Below are 15,890 nucleotides of genomic sequence, written 5' to 3' on the forward strand. Positions count from 1 at the left end.
CTTCAAACCGCGTCAACGTCGCCTTGCCGTATAGATGTTACTGACTTCGTCAGTTCTATCTGCAACCTCAAAACAGTGTTTTGAGCTGACTTCGTCAGTCTTATCTACAACCTCAAAACAGTGTTTTGAGCAGCCTGCGGCTAGCTTCCTAGTTTGCTCTTTAATTTTTATTGAGCATAAGAACCACATAAAAACTAGAACTGACTGCCAGTTCTAGTTTTTGCGTATTCTAAAATATTAGTATTTTCTAAATCGTTGGTAACGCTCTTCCAACAACTCTTCTAACGGTTTTTGTGAAAGTCTAGCTAGCTCAGCTTGGAGTTCTTTTTTGACACTCTTAATCAGTTCTTTACTAGAAAGTCCTGCTTCAGAAATCACCTTGTCCACCACTTCCATTTCTAACAGCTCATGTGAAGTGATTTTCATCAGTTCTGCTGCTTCCATGGCACGACTGCCGTCCTTCCATAGAATGGAAGCAAAGCCTTCCGGACTGAGAATGGCATAGATAGAATTTTCCAGCATCCAGACACGATCTGCGACTGCTAGAGCCAGAGCCCCACCTGAACCACCTTCACCGATAATGATAGCAATAATCGGAACTTTCAGGTCACTCATTTCCATGAGATTGCGAGCAATAGCTTCTCCCTGTCCACGTTCTTCCGCTCCCACACCAGGATAGGCACCTGCAGTATTAATAAAGGTCACAACTGGACGGCCAAATTTTTCAGCCTGTTTCATCAAACGCAAGGCCTTGCGGTAACCTTCTGGATGCGGTTGTCCAAAATTCCGTTTGAGGTTGTCTTGCAAACTCTTGCCTTTTTGGATACCAACCACTGTTACAGCTTGATCTCCAAGCCAGCCGATACCACCAACAACTGCACCATCATCTCGAAAAGAACGATCACCATGTAATTGGATAAATTCATCAAAAATGCCTGTCGCAAAGTCCAAGCTTGTCAAGCGACTCTGCTCACGCGCTTCTCTGACTATTTTTGCAATATTCATCTAGGACTCCCTCCGTGCAATCTGACTAGGCTAGCAATGGTATCTGGCAAGTCTCTTCTTTTGACAATAGCATCCACAAAGCCATGCTCCAATAAGAATTCTACCTTTTGAAAATCCTCAGGCAAACTTTCGCGAACCGTATTTTCAATGACACGACGCCCAGCAAAACCAACCAAACTTTGTGGTTCAGCCAGAATGATATCCCCTTCCATAGCGAAAGAAGCTGTCACACCACCAGTCGTTGGATCTGTCAAAATGGTCAGGTAAAAGAGGCCTGCATTTGAATGACGTTTAACTGCTGCAGAAATCTTGGCCATCTGCATGAGACTCATGATTCCTTCCTGCATACGGGCACCACCAGAGGCTGTAAAGAGAACAACTGGCAATTTTTCGACAGTCGCATACTCAAACAAACGAGTGATTTTTTCACCTACAACTGTCCCCATAGAAGCCATGATAAAGTTAGAATCCATAATCCCAAGAGCCACAGTCTGACCTTTAATAAGAGCTGTTCCTGTCACAACGGCTTCATCCAGACCTGTTTTTTCACACATAGATGCCAGTTTCTTTTGATAACCAGGGAAATGCAAGGGATCCTTGCTTTCAATCCCTGTAAACAATTCCTTAAAGGTTCCCATATCAATCGTCAGAGCCAAGCGTTCTTGGGCAGAAATACGAAAAGTATAGCTACAGTGCGGACAGATACGCTCACTTCCCAGATCCTTCTGGTAGATGGTATGCTTACAACCCGGACACTGGGAGAATAATTCATCTGGAACCTCTGGCTTGGCTTGAGGTTTTTCCCTAACCGAACGATTGGGATTGATTCGAATATACTTATCTTTTTTACTAAATAGAGCCATTGATTCCCCTTTTCGGTTTAAACTCTTGAAGTCATTTTATTCTTTTTCTTGATATTTAGGTAAGAAGGTTTCCATCAAGAAGGAAGTATCGTAATCCCCAGCAATAACATTGCGATCTGAAATGAGATCAAGCTGGAAATCTGCATTGGTCTGCACCCCTTCAATCTCTAGTTCATAGAGGGCGCGTTGCATTTTCATAAGTGCATCAAAGCGATTTTCGCCGTGAACGATGATTTTGGCAATCATACTATCATAATAAGGCGGAATGGTATAACCTGGATAAACTGCTGAATCCACGCGCAAGCCGACTCCTCCACTTGGCAGATAGAGATTGGTAATCTTACCTGGACTTGGAGCAAAGTTGAAGGCTGGATTTTCTGCATTGATACGACACTCGATTGCATGGCCACGTAGGACAATATCTTCTTGCTTCACAGACAGGGGCTGACCTGCCGCAATGCGAATCTGTTCCTTAACAATATCCACACCTGAAACAAATTCTGTTACCGGATGTTCTACCTGAACACGAGTATTCATTTCCATGAAATAGAAATTGCCACTGGCTTCATCAAGAAGAAACTCAATGGTCCCTGCATTCTCATAGCCCACAGACTCTGCCGCTCGGACGGCAGCAGAACCAATTTCATTGCGTAGCGTTTTTCCGATTGCAATCGAAGGACTTTCTTCCAAAACCTTTTGGTTATTCCGTTGAAGAGAACAATCCCGTTCCCCCAAGTGGATTACATTTCCGTGTTCATCTCCTAGGATTTGAACTTCGATGTGGCGAGCTGGATAGATAACCCGTTCTATGTACATGGCACCATTGCCATAATTGGCTTTGGCTTCACTAGAGGCAGTCTCAAAAGCTAAAACGAGGTCTTCTGGTTTTTCAACCTTACGAATCCCTTTACCACCACCACCTGCTGAAGCTTTGAGCATCACAGGGTAGCCAATTTTTTCAGCAACAAGTAAAGCTTCCTCAGAGTTATGCACTTCTCCATCCGAACCTGGTATAACAGGCACACCTGCTTTGATCATCTGAGCACGCGCATTGATCTTGTCCCCCATCATATCCATAACATGACCAGATGGACCGATAAACTTGATCCCCACCTCTTCGCACATGGTTGCAAATTTGGAGTTTTCACTGAGAAATCCAAAACCGGGGTGAATGGCTTCTGCTTCAGTCAAGACTGCAGCTGATAGAACCGCGTTAATATTGAGATAAGACTCAGTTGCCTTACCAGGGCCGATACAAACCGCTTCATCTGCCAAAAGCGTATGAAGGGCTTCCTTATCAGCAGTTGAATAGACCGCTACGGTCGTAATGCCCAATTCACGCGCCGCACGGATAATACGGACCGCAATTTCACCCCGATTGGCAATTAAAATTTTTCGAAACATGGAGAACCTCCTTAGTTCCCTATTGCAAAGGTAAGGGTACCACTAGCTGCAAGCTTACCATCCACTTCAGCCTTTGCTTCAACCACAGCGATTGTACCACGACGTTTTACAAAAGTCGCTGTCATAACCAATTGGTCGCCTGGTACAACTTGCTTCTTGAATTTAACCTTGTCCATACCAGCGTAAAAGACCAGTTTTCCTTTATTTTCAGGTTTTGACAACTCCAAGACACCAGCTGTTTGCGCCAAGGCTTCCATGATCAGAACACCTGGCATAACTGGATATTGAGGAAAATGGCCGTTAAAGAAGGGCTCATTGATGGTCACATTTTTGATGGCAACAATGGTATCCTCTCTCACTTCCAACACACGATCCACTAGGAGCATAGGATAACGGTGGGGAAGGGCTTCTTTGATTCCTTGAATATTGATCATTTGATACGTACCAATCCTTTACCAAACTCAACCATTTCTTCGTTAGAAACGAGAATTTCCGTCACCACACCATCCTTAGGAGCTGGAATTTCATTCATAACTTTCATGGCTTCGATGATGACCAATGTTTGACCTTTTTTGACACTATCACCAACTGTGACGAAGGCAGGTTTATCTGGTCCAGCAGCCAAGTAAGCCACTCCAACAAGTGGGCTCTCTACAACATCTCCCTCAGCAGCCACACTTGCTTCAGCTGGAGTTTGAACTTCTTCTGCTACAGTCTCTGCTGGAGCAGATGTAGGAGTCGCTGGACTTGGTGTTGTTAGAACGGGCGCTGGAGCGACTTGAGGTGCAACTTCAGACACCAGTTTCGCTTCATTCTTGCTAAACTGCAATTCATCCGTCCCGTTTTTATAAGAAAATTCTCTCAAACTTGACTGGTCAAATTGAGCCATCAAGTCTTTAATATCGTTTAAATTCATACTTATTTATTCTCCCAACGTTTGAAAGCAAGAACGGCATTGTGGCCACCAAAACCAAAGGTATTTGAAATAGCGTATGGAATTTCTTGCTCCAAGCCTTGTCCATAAACGACATTGGCTTCGATATAATCTGATACTTCACTTGTTCCAGCTGTCATTGGTACAAAGTTATGACGCATAGCCTCGATTGTGACAATAGCTTCTACTGCACCAGCAGCACCCAGCAAATGTCCTGTGAAAGACTTAGTTGATGATACAGGTACTTCCTTACCAAGAACAGCCACGATAGCACCACTTTCTCCCTTTTCATTAGCAGGAGTTGACGTTCCGTGAGCATTGACATAGGCTACTTGCTCTGGAGAAATCTCAGCTTCTTCCAAGGCTAGTTTAATGGCCTTGATAGCTCCCTGACCTTCTGGATGTGGTGAAGTCATGTGGTAGGCATCACAAGTATTTCCGTAACCAACCACTTCAGCAAGGATAGTAGCCCCACGTTTTTCCGCGTGTTCAAGGCTTTCAAGAACCAACATCCCTGAACCTTCACCCATGACAAAACCATTGCGATCCTTATCAAATGGGATAGAAGCACGAGTAGGATCCTCTGTAGTAGAGAGAGCTGTCAGTGCTTGGAAACCAGCAATAGCAAAAGGGGTAATAGAGGCTTCTGAACCACCTACCAACATAATATCTTGGAAACCAAACTTAATCGAGCGGAAGGCATCCCCAATCGCATCATTTGATGAAGCGCAGGCAGTATTGATGGATTTACAAACACCGTTTGCTCCAAAACGCATGGCAACATTTCCTGAAGCCATATTCGGCAAGGCTTTTGGAAGGGTCAAGGGTTTCACACGTTTTGGTCCTTTTTCATGGAGACGAAGCACTTGATCTTCAATTTCCTTGATTCCACCAATACCAGAAGCAACGATAACACCAAAACGATCCTTGTCAATAGCCTCTACATCCAGATTGGCATGGTTGACAGCCTCTTGGGCTGCATACAAGGCATACAAAGAATAGTTGTCAAAACGATTGGTATCTTTCTTAACAAAGTATTTATCAAAAGGAAAATCTTGGATTTCTGCTGCATTATGCACATCAAAGTTACTATGATCAAATTTTGTAATTGGACCAATTCCGATTTTTCCAGTTGTCAAACTATTCCAAAATTCTTCTGGTGTATTTCCGATTGGAGATGTCACTCCATAACCTGTTACTACTACACGATTTAGTTTCATCTTTTTTACCTCTAGCTTCTGCTACATACTGAGGCCACCATCAATGGCAACCACTTGACCAGTTAGATAATCTTGGCCTGCTAAAAATACTGTCAAATCTGCAACCTGCTCTGCCTGTCCAAATTCTTTCATAGGAATTTGCGCCAGCATGGCATCTTTTACCTTGTCCGATAGGACAGCTGTCATATCAGACTCAATCATTCCAGGTGCAATAGCATTAACCCTAATATTGCGATTAGCCACTTCACGCGCCACAGACTTGGTAAAACCAATCAAACCAGCCTTAGAAGCAGCATAGTTAGCTTGACCGATATTTCCCATCAAACCAACAACACTAGACATATTGATGATAGCACCTTTTCTGGCTTTCATCATCGGTTTCAAGACTGATTGTGTCATATTAAAGGCGCCAGTCAGGTTAACCTTGAGAACTTTTTCAAAATCTGCTTCTGTCATCTTGAGCATGAGGGTATCTTGGGTAATCCCTGCATTGTTGACCAAAACATCTACTGAACCCAGCTCTGCAATAGCCTGCTCAACCATACGCTTAGCGTCTGCAAAATCCGACACATCCCCTGAAATGGGAACCACCTTGACACCATAGTCTGCAAACTCAGCGAGCAATTCTTCTGAAATTGCACCACGACTGTTTAAAACAATATTGGCTCCTGCTTGAGCAAACTTGTGGGCGATGGCAAGACCAATTCCACGACTCGAACCCGTAATAAAGATATTTTTATTTTTTAGTTGCATTCTTTTCTCCTGTTTTCTCTCGCATTTATGGGAGAAGGGATTATTTGTTTTCTAGCAAGGCTTCCAAGCTCGCCTGATCTTCAACAGTGGCTAGTTTAGCTGTCTTATCAATTTTTTTGACAAAGCCTGACAAGACTTTCCCCGGTCCAATCTCGATAAAGTTGCTTACGCCTGCTTCTTGCATAACTGCAATACTTTCATAGAAACGAACTGGTTCCTTGACCTGACGCGTCAAAAGTTGAGCAATGTCTTCTTTTTGCATGACAGCAGCTTCTGTATTACCAACTAGGGGACAAGTAAAATCTGAAAAACTTACTTGAGCTAGAGTTTCAGCTAGTTTCTGGCTAGCAGGCTCAAGGAGAGCGGTATGAAAGGGACCTGACACCTTGAGAGGAATCAAGCGTTTGGCACCTGCTTCTTGCAAGAGTTCGACAGCTCGGTCAACTGCAACCACTTCTCCACCAATCACGATTTGTGCAGGTGTATTATAGTTGGCTGGTGTAACGACTCCAAGTTCAGAAGCTTTTTGACAGGCTTCCTCAATGACCTCTACTGGCGTATTGAGAACTGCTACCATCTTGCCAGATCCAACAGGAGCCGCTTCTTCCATATAGGCTCCACGCTTAGCGACCAAGGCAACCGCATCTTCAAAATCCAAGGCGCCACTGGCCACCAAGGCAGAATATTCCCCGAGGGACAAACCAGCAACCATATCAGGCTGATAACCCTTTTCTTGCAATAAACGGTAAATAGCAACTGAAGTCGCTAAAATAGCCGGTTGTGTATAGCGGGTCTGATTGAGTTTGTCTTCTTCCGTATCAATGAGATGACGCAAATCATAACCAAGTACCTGACTCGCTTGATCAATCGTTTCTTTGACAATCGGATACTGATCATAAAGGTCCCGTCCCATCCCTAAATACTGGGCACCTTGGCCAGCAAATAAAAAGGCTGTTTTAGTCATTTCTTACAACTCCTGCCCAACGAGAGGCTTCTTCTTGAATTTTCTTAGCAGCTCCGTAGTACAAATCTTTTAGGATTTCTTCAGCTGTTTCTTCTTTGGAAACAAGCCCCGCAATTTGACCTGCCATGACAGATCCGCCATCCACATCTCCGTGAACAACTGCTTTGGCTAGGGCACCTGCTCCCATTTGTTCAAAGATTTCTAAATCAGGATTTTCCTGTTTAAAGGCATCTTTCTCAGCTTTTTCAAAATCACGAGTCAATTGATTTTTAATAGCACGAACAGCATGTCCAAAGTGTTGGGCTGAAATCGTAGTATCAATATCTCTCGCTTTTAAAATCTTGGCCTTATAATTCGGATGGGCATTAGACTCTTTTGCAACGACAAAACGTGTTCCAACCTGAACAGCCTCTGCACCTAGCATAAAGCCAGCGGCAGCACCTTCACCATCCGCAATCCCTCCTGCAGCAATAACAGGAATAGATACAGCTGTGGCTACCTGGCGCACCAAGGTCATGGTTGTTAATTTACCGATATGCCCCCCAGCTTCCATTCCTTCTGCAATAACAGCGTCCGCACCGATTTTTTCCATGCGTTTAGCTAGGGCAACACTTGGTACAACAGGAATAACTGTAATCCCTGCTTCATGGAAACGTTCCATGTATTTACCAGGATTTCCTGCGCCTGTTGTCACTACCTTAACACCTTCCTCGATGACGAGATCTACAATATCTTCTACAAAAGGAGACAAGAGCATGATGTTGACACCAAAGGGTTTATCCGTCAATGATTTGATCTTATCAATATTAGCCTTGACAACTTCTTTCGGGGCATTTCCCCCACCGATAATCCCTAGTCCTCCAGCCTTAGAAACAGCCCCTGCCAAATCACCATCAGCAACCCAAGCCATTCCTCCTTGGAAAATAGGATACTCAATGTTCAATAATTCTGTAATACGCGTTTTCATAGTGCCTCCATCGTTTCTTGCTTACGTAATAGTTCGATACTGTCATAATTTGAAAATCAAACTATTGCCTAAACAAGAGGGAGCGGGTTTCCCTACTCCTTCTATCTTATATTCTGCTTATTTTGTTTGCTCTTCAACGTAGGCAACCAAGTCACCAACTGTTTTCAAGTCATCTTCTGCTTCGATTTGGATATCAAAAGCATCTTCGATTTCTGAGATTACTTGGAACAAGTCCAATGAATCTGCGTCCAAATCATCAAAAGTTGATTCAAGTGTTACTTCTGATGCGTCTTTTCCAAGTTCTTCAACGATAATTTCTTGTACTTTTTCAAATACTGCCATGATAGGACTCCTTTAAAATAAATAGTTTTTTATAACAATGTGTTCACCACATGATTACCTAAATTGTAAGAATGAGCGTGCCCCAGGTCAAGCCTCCACCGAAGCCTGATAGCAGAACAGTCTGGCTACCATCTAAATGGATGAGGCCTTGTTCTACACACTCTGAAAGTAAAATCGGGATACTGGCTGCACTGGTATTGCCATATTCCATCATATTGGCTGGAAGTTTATCTCGGTCAACACCGATTTTTCTAGCCATCTTATCCAAAATACGGATATTCGCCTGATGAAGTAGTAGATAATCCAAGTCTGTCGCCTCTATAGGAGATTCATCAATAGTCTGCTTGATGGACTTGGCTACATCTCGAATGGCAAAATCAAAGACTGCGCGCCCATCCATCTTCAAAAATGAATCTGCATTCTCTTGATCTGAAAATGGCGAATGCAAGCCTGAATGTCCATAAGTTAGACACTCGCTACGACTTCCATCACTATTGAGACTCTCAGCCAAGAAATGCTCTTGCTCGCTAGCTTCTAGCAAGACGCCACCAGCACCATCTCCAAACAAGACAGCTGTTGATCGATCTGACCAATCGACTGCCTTAGAGAGGGTTTCACTACCAATCACCAAGCCTTTTTGAAAGCGACCAGAAGCGATAAACTTTTCAGCTGTTGACAAGGCAAATACAAATCCACTGCAAGCGGCTGTTAGGTCAAAAGCAAAGGCTTTACTAGCACCAATATTGGCTTGAACACGAGCAGCTGTAGAGGGCATCATCGAATCTGGAGTAATGGTGGCTAGGACGATAAAATCCAGCTCCTCCCCTGTGATTTCAGCTTTTGCCAGCAGTTTCTTAGCAACTTCTGTAGCCAAATCACTGGTAGATTCTGTTCTTGAAATATGCCTTTGTCGTATTCCCGTCCGACTTGAAATCCACTCATCATTGGTATCCATAATCTGGGCCAAATCATGATTTGTAACCACTTGCTCTGGCACATAATGAGCAACCTGGCTTATTTTTGCAAAAGCCATTATCTCAAATCCTCCAAAAATTGGTAAAGATTGGTCAAACCTTTACCCATGACAGCAATTTCTTCCTTGCTCATGCCATCAATAATTTTCTCTACCATGGCCTTGTGGAAGCGTTTATGCAGTCTATGGACCAAGCGACCCTTCTTTGTCAAATGTAGATGCACCACACGACGATCCTGCTCTGACCGAACTCGCTCAATGTAGCCCTTACGCTCTAAATTGTTCAAACTGGTCGTAACAGTTCCAAGAGTTACCATCAACTCTTTTGACACTTGACTTGGAGTCACGTCTGGAGCCTTACCGATGACATCAATCGTATGCATTTCTTTGATGGAGATATCCTTAAAACGACTACCTCTCAAGTTCACTTCCTCAATCACAAGGACATTGTTAAATATAGATGTTAAATATTCATTGATTCGTTGGTAGTCCATTTTTCATATCCCTCCTTCTTCAAAAAACTTTCACAATCAAAACATTTGACAAAAGAATTATATCAAAGTTCAAAGAATGATGCAAGTATTTTTTTATTTTCCTGTAAATTTAGGCCGTCTTCTCTCCGAATGAGCTCGCACTCCTTCTTTGAAATCCTCTGTTTGAGCTAAGGATTCCTGTAGGTTCAGTTCTAAAGTAGCATAATCTTGCCAATCTTTGAATTGACTCTCCCAAACCAACTTCTTAATGGCAGCATAGGAATTACTTGAACCACGTCTTAGTTTTTTAAGAAGCTGTTCTCTCGTCTTTTCAAGTTTTTCAGCTTCACAGACGCGATAAACTAGCCCCCATTCTAGGGCTTTTTCTGCGTTCAAAGCCTCACCTGTCATAGCAAGTTGAGTTGCACGCGTCACACCGATACTACGACTCAAGAGATGAATTCCCCCTGCATCTGGAGCCAAACCAACGCCAACAAAGGCTTGGATAAACTTAGCCTTATCCGTTGCAAGACAGAAATCTGCTGCAACAGCCATATTGGCTGCGGCACCTGCAACAGCCCCATCAACCTCCATCAAGACAGGTTTGCCTATTTGCTTAATTTTATAAGAAATCGTATTGACCAACTCTGCAATTTTCGTCAATGATGGAATATCATCCTCATCCACTGCTCGCTTCATCTCTACCAAATCTCCCCCAACGGAGAAAACCTTTCCCTTGGCATTGATTAAGATAAAATGCACAGCTGGATTTTCTTCTGCCAAAGTCAGAGCTTCTAAAATCTCCTCACACATAGGAATATGAAAACCATTCGAGACCTCAGGACGGTTTAATGTAATGATTGCCAAATCCTCTTCAAGCTGATAAATAATGTGTTCCATCAGGACTCCTTTTTATTTACTAAGCGTTTTAAATTGTTTTATTTTCAAAGTATATCTTTTTTAGGAGCAGAAAGCAAGAAAAAATCGACTGAAAGTGTCTCAGCCGATAAGAAAGGCTCGCTTTATACTAGAAAGCATCTCATTTTCTTCATTGAAAAAAGGCTTTCTTTCTGCTATAATCGTATAAAATACTTACTTTAGGAGTTCTTATGAAAGTTGTTAAATTTGGAGGTAGCTCTCTTGCCTCTGCTGGTCAATTAGAAAAAGTTTTAAACATCGTCAAAAGCGATAAAGAGCGTCGTTTTGTAGTCGTTTCTGCGCCTGGTAAACGCAATGCCGAAGACACTAAGGTGACGGATGCCTTGATTAAATACTACCGCGACTATGTTGCTGGTAACGATATTAGCAAGAGTCAAAACTGGATTATCGACCGCTATGCTGCTATGGTTAGTGAATTAGGACTAAAACCTGCTGTTTTAGAAAAAATCTCTAAAAGTATTCGTGCCTTGGCCACTCTTCCTATCGAAGAAAATGAATTTCTCTACGATACCTTCCTAGCAGCCGGTGAAAATAACAATGCTAAATTGATTGCAGCCTATTTTAACCAAAATGGGATTGATGCACGCTATGTGCATCCTAGAGAAGCTGGTATTGTGGTCACAAGTGAACCTGGTCACGCTCGCATCATTCCATCAAGTTATGACAAAATTGAAGAATTGACAAATGCAAATGAAGTCCTTGTCATTCCTGGTTTCTTTGGAGTTACCAAGGAAAATCAAATCTGTACCTTCTCACGTGGAGGATCAGACATTACAGGTTCTATCATTGCTGCAGGTGTTAAGGCCGACCTCTATGAAAACTTTACGGACGTTGATGGTATCTTTGCAGCCCACCCTGGTATTATCCACCAACCACACTCGATTCCTGAGTTGACCTACCGTGAAATGCGTGAGTTGGCCTATGCAGGATTCTCAGTCCTTCATGACGAGGCCCTTCTTCCTGCCTACCGTGGAAAAATCCCTCTCGTTATCAAGAATACCAACAACCCTGACCATCCAGGTACTCGTATCGTTCTAAAACACAGTAGTGATGAATTCCCAGTTGTGGGAATTGCTGGTGACTCTGGCTTTGTCAGCATCAACATGTCTAAATACCTCATGAACCGTGAGGTGGGATTTGGACGCAAGGTTCTTCAAATCCTTGAAGATCTTAACATCGGTTGGGAACATATGCCAACAGGTATCGACGATCTTTCAATCATCCTCCGTTCTCGCGAACTAACTCCTATCAAGGAAGAAGAAATCCTTCGTCAGTTGGTTCAAAAGGCTGAAGTAGACCATGCAGAAATCGAACACGACCTTTCAATCATTATGATTGTTGGAGAAAAAATGAAGAGTCATATCGGAGTGACTGCCACTGCAACACGTGCTCTATCTGAAAACAAAATCAACATCCAGATGATGTCTCAAGGTTCTAGTGAAGTTTCTATCATGTTTGTTGTCAATAAAGACCAAGAGAAAGCAGCTATCAAAGCCCTCTACAATGCCTTTTTCGGTGAAAGTAAGGAAGACTAATTATGGCCCAATCGCTTAATAAAACAGTGCTTCTCAGCACGACAGGAACTTCCTACCTCTCTATCGCTGGGAAAGTTGGGAAATTTCTTGTCGGAGATCAGGCTTTGGAATTTTATCCAGATGTCAATGTCGAACAATTTATCCAGATTCCTTGGAGCCATATCAATCAGATTGGAGCCAATGTCACTGGGCGGAAAATCAGTCGCCACTTCGAAGTCTTTACAGACAAAGGAAAATTCCTCTTTGCTTCAAAAGACTCAGGTGCCATTCTCAAAATTGCTCGCGAAAAACTGGGTAATGACAAGGTCGTCAAACTTCCTACCTTAATTCAGACCATTGGTCAAAAATTTAAAAATCTATTTGCAAAAAAGTAGAAACTTTAGTATAATCATAGCAACGGATAAGTAGGTTATCTTCTTCTTTCAGAAAGTCTGCGGGTGCTGCGAGCAGATAGGAGGGATAGGTGAAATTCTACCGTTAGTAACAATTACATACACAATCAAGTGCACACCTGTGAAGTTGGATGGAACCGTGGCCCTGCCACTCCAACGCTTTGTCAGGTGTGCTTTTTTCATAAAGGAGTTCTTATGTTAGATATCAAACGTATTCGTACAGACTTTGATGCTGTCGCAGAAAAATTGGCTACACGTGGTGTAGATGCTGCTATCTTAAACGAGATGAAAGAAATCGATGCTAAACGCCGTGACATTTTGGTCAAGGTTGAAACTCTCAAAGCAGAACGTAACACAGTTTCTGCTGAGATTGCCCAAGCTAAGCGCAACAAAGAAAATGCAGATGACAAGATTGCTGCTATGCAAAATCTATCTGCTGAGATTAAAGCCTTGGATGCTGAATTGGCAGAAATCGATGCTAAATTGACAGAATTTACAACGACTCTTCCAAACATCCCTGCTGACAGCGTTCCTGTTGGGGCTGACGAAGACGACAATGTGGAAGTTCGCCGTTGGGGTACTCCACGCGAGTTTGACTTCGAACCTAAAGCTCACTGGGATCTTGGTGAAGACCTTGGTATCCTTGACTGGGAACGCGGTGGTAAGGTAACGGGCGCTCGCTTCCTCTTCTATAAAGGTCTCGGTGCTCGTTTGGAACGTGCTATCTACAACTTTATGTTGGATGAACATGGCAAAGAAGGCTATACGGAAGTCATCACGCCTTACATGGTTAACCATGACTCTATGTTTGGTACTGGTCAATATCCAAAATTCAAGGAAGATACTTTTGAACTCAGCGACAGCAATTATGTCCTTATTCCTACAGCCGAAGTTCCTCTGACAAACTACTACCGTGATGAAATCTTGGACGGTAAAGACCTTCCAATCTACTTCACTGCTATGAGTCCATCATTCCGTTCTGAGGCTGGTTCTGCTGGTCGTGATACTCGTGGCTTGATTCGTTTGCACCAATTCCACAAGGTTGAAATGGTTAAATTTGCCAAACCAGAAGAATCTTACGAAGAATTGGAAAAAATGACAGCCAACGCTGAAAACATTCTTCAAAAACTCAACCTTCCATACCGTGTCGTTGCGCTCTCTACAGGAGATATGGGCTTCTCAGCTGCCAAGACTTACGACTTGGAAGTGTGGATTCCAGCCCAAAATACCTACCGTGAAATCTCAAGCTGTTCAAACACAGAAGATTTCCAAGCTCGTCGTGCCCAAATCCGTTACCGTGATGAAGCTGATGACAAGGTGAAACTCCTCCACACCTTGAACGGTTCTGGACTTGCAGTTGGACGTACAGTAGCTGCTATTCTTGAAAACTACCAAAATGCAGATGGTTCTGTGAACATTCCTGAAGTTCTTCGTCCATACATGGGTGGCGCTGAAGTTATCAAACCATAAAAAATAAGGTTTAGCTATTTCCAGCTAGACCTTTTTTCGTAACCAAATCAGATAAGCGCCTAATACAAAGAGTAAAATAGTTAAGCAAATAACAGTTTCTGCCACTACCAGATAATCCAGAAATGGAAGTTTCAAGAGTCCCTGAGCCATCTTGAGCGAGGTAGCTGTGATAATGGTTGGGAAGGTGAGGGCTGAAAAGGCTGGTTGAAAGCCTTGTTTTAAAATATTGGGCAGGCGAGTTAAAACAAAGAAAAAGAAGGATTGAGAAGCCAAAATCATGACAATCAAGAGCCAAGTCGGTAGGCTGACTCCTCCAACTCGAACTAGGGAAGCCAAGAGCAGAGAGAAAGGAGCACAGTAGATTCCTTCCTGTCCAAGTATGGCTACAGGGAGTGGATGTTTCTTTAAATCACTATAAATAAGGGGATAGAGATAGAAGGTCAAGAGAAATCCAAAACTCAAGGTTGCATAGGCAATTTCGATGATACCGACAAGAGGATAGGTCAAGGCTGCCACTGCTATCCCTACATAGAGAACCGTCCAGCTAGGAGTCGCATGAACCCTCCGACCTGGACAGGCAAACTTGATGGTGAAACCAGCAATCAAGGCCAAATCCAAGAGAAATGAAAACCACCAGAGCCCTTGCGCAACCAAAGGAAGATGAGAGAAGACGCGAAAGACATAAGTCGATAAAATCATCCCAGCCATGGGAAAGGTCGCCATCCCTGACAAAAGAGGGGGCTTGGTCAATTCTTGTTTTGTTTCTTCCCAATTAAGCAGATGAAAGATAAAAAAGTAAATCCACAAAATCAAACCTGTCAAACTAAATACCTGTGACAGAACTGGCAACATATCTAAAACGAGATTTCCAGCTCCTGCCAAACCTAACAAACAACCAGAAAATACCAAGGGGAGTTTTTTCATCCTAACCTCCAATAATTATGTTAGTTTCAGTATAGCATAAAAGCGCTTAAATGAGGACTTAAAAAAACGAAGTCCGTTGATTTCAGACTTCATTTTTTGCTCAGATATGAATTAAGCATAAGGTTGCAATTCTGGGTTGATTGGTGTATTGGCTAGGTTATTAGCATAGTTACAAAGACTTGCTAGACTGACACCAAGAACTACATCTAAGGCATTTTGTTGGCTATAACCAGCTTCTAAAAACTCAGTTAAGGCTTCATCTCCAACACGACCTTTGGTATTGATAACCGCCAAAGTAAACTTAGCTAGGGTGTCCAATTTGGGATCTGTTTCAATCGGAGTGCGATTGCGAAGAGCTTGAAGCAGGTCATCATTCATCTGGATTTGTTTGATGGAAAAGGCTGTATGACCTGCGACACAGAAGGCACAACCATTAGTCACGGCTGCCGTGATTTGCACCACTTCACGCTCAACGGTTGTCAGGCTGTTGCGACGGTTGATAGATGCGACAGTTCGGTAGGCTTCTAAAGCAGTCGGTGCATTGGCCAAGAGACCGATTAGGTTGGGAATATAGCCATTGTTGTCTTTTTCTACTGTTTCAAGAACTTCTTTCACTTCTGCTGGTGCTGATTCTACTGTATGGATTGTAAATGTTGTCATAAGATACCTCTTTTCTTGTTATTGACACTAGTATTATTGGAAAATCTCATAAAATTCTGAGTCCTAAGCTTA

The 15,890-nt window shown here is 42.9% G+C and carries 19 protein-coding genes; 3 read left to right on the plus strand and 16 right to left on the minus strand.

Translation table 11 applies throughout. The features are described from left to right. Positions 1–12: 12 nt before the first annotated feature. The 14 genes from WKI23_RS00585 to WKI23_RS00650 all read right to left on the minus strand — a co-directional run bounded on the left by WKI23_RS00585 (position 13) and on the right by WKI23_RS00650 (position 10,798). Positions 13–189 (minus strand): hypothetical protein, encoded by a 177-nt coding sequence (locus WKI23_RS00585; protein ID WP_368078582.1) that lies wholly within the window; start codon positions 187–189, stop codon positions 13–15. Between the two features lie 48 nt (positions 190–237). Beyond that, the gene (locus tag WKI23_RS00590; RefSeq protein WP_368078583.1) at positions 238–1,005 is read right to left on the minus strand and encodes an acetyl-CoA carboxylase carboxyl transferase subunit alpha; all 768 of its coding nucleotides are present in this window, start codon (positions 1,003–1,005) and stop codon (positions 238–240) included. Beyond that, complete coding sequence (gene accD, locus WKI23_RS00595) at positions 1,002–1,868, minus strand: acetyl-CoA carboxylase, carboxyltransferase subunit beta (RefSeq protein ID WP_368078584.1); 867 nt, start codon at positions 1,866–1,868, stop codon at positions 1,002–1,004. The genes WKI23_RS00590 and accD overlap by 4 nt, the downstream gene beginning before the upstream one ends. 36 nt (positions 1,869–1,904) lie before the next feature. Beyond that, entirely contained in the window at positions 1,905–3,272 is a 1,368-nt protein-coding gene (gene accC / locus WKI23_RS00600; protein WP_368078585.1) for an acetyl-CoA carboxylase biotin carboxylase subunit, read from the minus strand. Positions 3,273–3,283: 11 nt separating this feature from the next. Beyond that, positions 3,284–3,706, minus strand: coding sequence for a 3-hydroxyacyl-ACP dehydratase FabZ (fabZ, locus tag WKI23_RS00605; protein ID WP_368078586.1), 423 nt, complete (start codon positions 3,704–3,706; stop codon positions 3,284–3,286). Then, positions 3,703–4,188 carry an acetyl-CoA carboxylase biotin carboxyl carrier protein gene (accB, locus tag WKI23_RS00610; RefSeq protein WP_368078587.1) on the minus strand — a complete coding sequence of 162 codons (486 nt, stop codon included), beginning with the start codon at positions 4,186–4,188 and terminating at the stop codon, positions 3,703–3,705. Before accB ends, fabZ begins: the two co-directional genes overlap by 4 nt. Positions 4,189–4,190: 2 nt before the next feature. Beyond that, the gene (gene fabF / locus WKI23_RS00615; RefSeq protein ID WP_368078588.1) at positions 4,191–5,426 is read right to left on the minus strand and encodes a beta-ketoacyl-ACP synthase II; all 1,236 of its coding nucleotides are present in this window, start codon (positions 5,424–5,426) and stop codon (positions 4,191–4,193) included. Between the two features lie 21 nt (positions 5,427–5,447). After that, a complete protein-coding gene (gene fabG / locus WKI23_RS00620) occupies positions 5,448–6,179 on the minus strand; it encodes a 3-oxoacyl-[acyl-carrier-protein] reductase (protein ID WP_368078589.1) in 732 nt (243 codons plus the stop codon). Positions 6,180–6,219: 40 nt separating this feature from the next. Continuing rightward, positions 6,220–7,143, minus strand: a complete 924-nt coding sequence (gene fabD / locus WKI23_RS00625; protein WP_368078590.1) for an ACP S-malonyltransferase — start codon at positions 7,141–7,143, stop codon at positions 6,220–6,222. Beyond that, positions 7,136–8,110 (minus strand): enoyl-[acyl-carrier-protein] reductase FabK, encoded by a 975-nt coding sequence (fabK, locus tag WKI23_RS00630; RefSeq protein WP_368078591.1) that lies wholly within the window; start codon positions 8,108–8,110, stop codon positions 7,136–7,138. Before fabK ends, fabD begins: the two co-directional genes overlap by 8 nt. A gap of 117 nt (positions 8,111–8,227) precedes the next feature. After that, the gene (locus WKI23_RS00635; protein ID WP_000257838.1) at positions 8,228–8,452 is read right to left on the minus strand and encodes an acyl carrier protein; all 225 of its coding nucleotides are present in this window, start codon (positions 8,450–8,452) and stop codon (positions 8,228–8,230) included. Positions 8,453–8,510: 58 nt separating this feature from the next. Beyond that, positions 8,511–9,485 (minus strand): beta-ketoacyl-ACP synthase III, encoded by a 975-nt coding sequence (locus WKI23_RS00640; RefSeq protein WP_368078592.1) that lies wholly within the window; start codon positions 9,483–9,485, stop codon positions 8,511–8,513. Next, entirely contained in the window at positions 9,485–9,919 is a 435-nt protein-coding gene (fabT, locus tag WKI23_RS00645) for a fatty acid biosynthesis transcriptional regulator FabT (RefSeq protein WP_368078593.1), read from the minus strand. Before fabT ends, WKI23_RS00640 begins: the two co-directional genes overlap by 1 nt. Before the next feature lie 93 nt (positions 9,920–10,012). Then, positions 10,013–10,798, minus strand: coding sequence for an enoyl-CoA hydratase (locus WKI23_RS00650; RefSeq protein ID WP_368078594.1), 786 nt, complete (start codon positions 10,796–10,798; stop codon positions 10,013–10,015). A 209-nt stretch (positions 10,799–11,007) separates the two neighbouring features. Here WKI23_RS00650 and WKI23_RS00655 point away from each other — a divergent pair, with 209 nt between their 5' ends. From WKI23_RS00655 to serS, 3 genes are all read left to right on the plus strand, one after another. Further along, entirely contained in the window at positions 11,008–12,372 is a 1,365-nt protein-coding gene (locus WKI23_RS00655; RefSeq protein ID WP_368078595.1) for an aspartate kinase, read from the plus strand. Between the two features lie 2 nt (positions 12,373–12,374). Then, on the plus strand, positions 12,375–12,746 hold the full coding sequence (locus WKI23_RS00660; RefSeq protein WP_000079357.1) for a DUF956 family protein: 372 nt from the start codon (positions 12,375–12,377) through the stop codon (positions 12,744–12,746). A 213-nt stretch (positions 12,747–12,959) separates the two neighbouring features. Next, positions 12,960–14,234 carry a serine--tRNA ligase gene (gene serS, locus WKI23_RS00665; RefSeq protein WP_368078596.1) on the plus strand — a complete coding sequence of 425 codons (1,275 nt, stop codon included), beginning with the start codon at positions 12,960–12,962 and terminating at the stop codon, positions 14,232–14,234. A 24-nt stretch (positions 14,235–14,258) separates the two neighbouring features. On the opposite strand, the gene WKI23_RS00670 is transcribed toward serS, so the two are convergent. After that, positions 14,259–15,158, minus strand: coding sequence for a TDT family transporter (locus WKI23_RS00670; protein ID WP_368078597.1), 900 nt, complete (start codon positions 15,156–15,158; stop codon positions 14,259–14,261). Positions 15,159–15,269: 111 nt separating this feature from the next. Further along, positions 15,270–15,818 carry a carboxymuconolactone decarboxylase family protein gene (locus WKI23_RS00675; protein WP_368078598.1) on the minus strand — a complete coding sequence of 183 codons (549 nt, stop codon included), beginning with the start codon at positions 15,816–15,818 and terminating at the stop codon, positions 15,270–15,272. Positions 15,819–15,890 lie beyond the last annotated feature (72 nt).

The organism is Streptococcus pseudopneumoniae (assembly GCF_038148955.1).
GTDB lineage: Bacteria > Bacillota > Bacilli > Lactobacillales > Streptococcaceae > Streptococcus > Streptococcus pseudopneumoniae_T.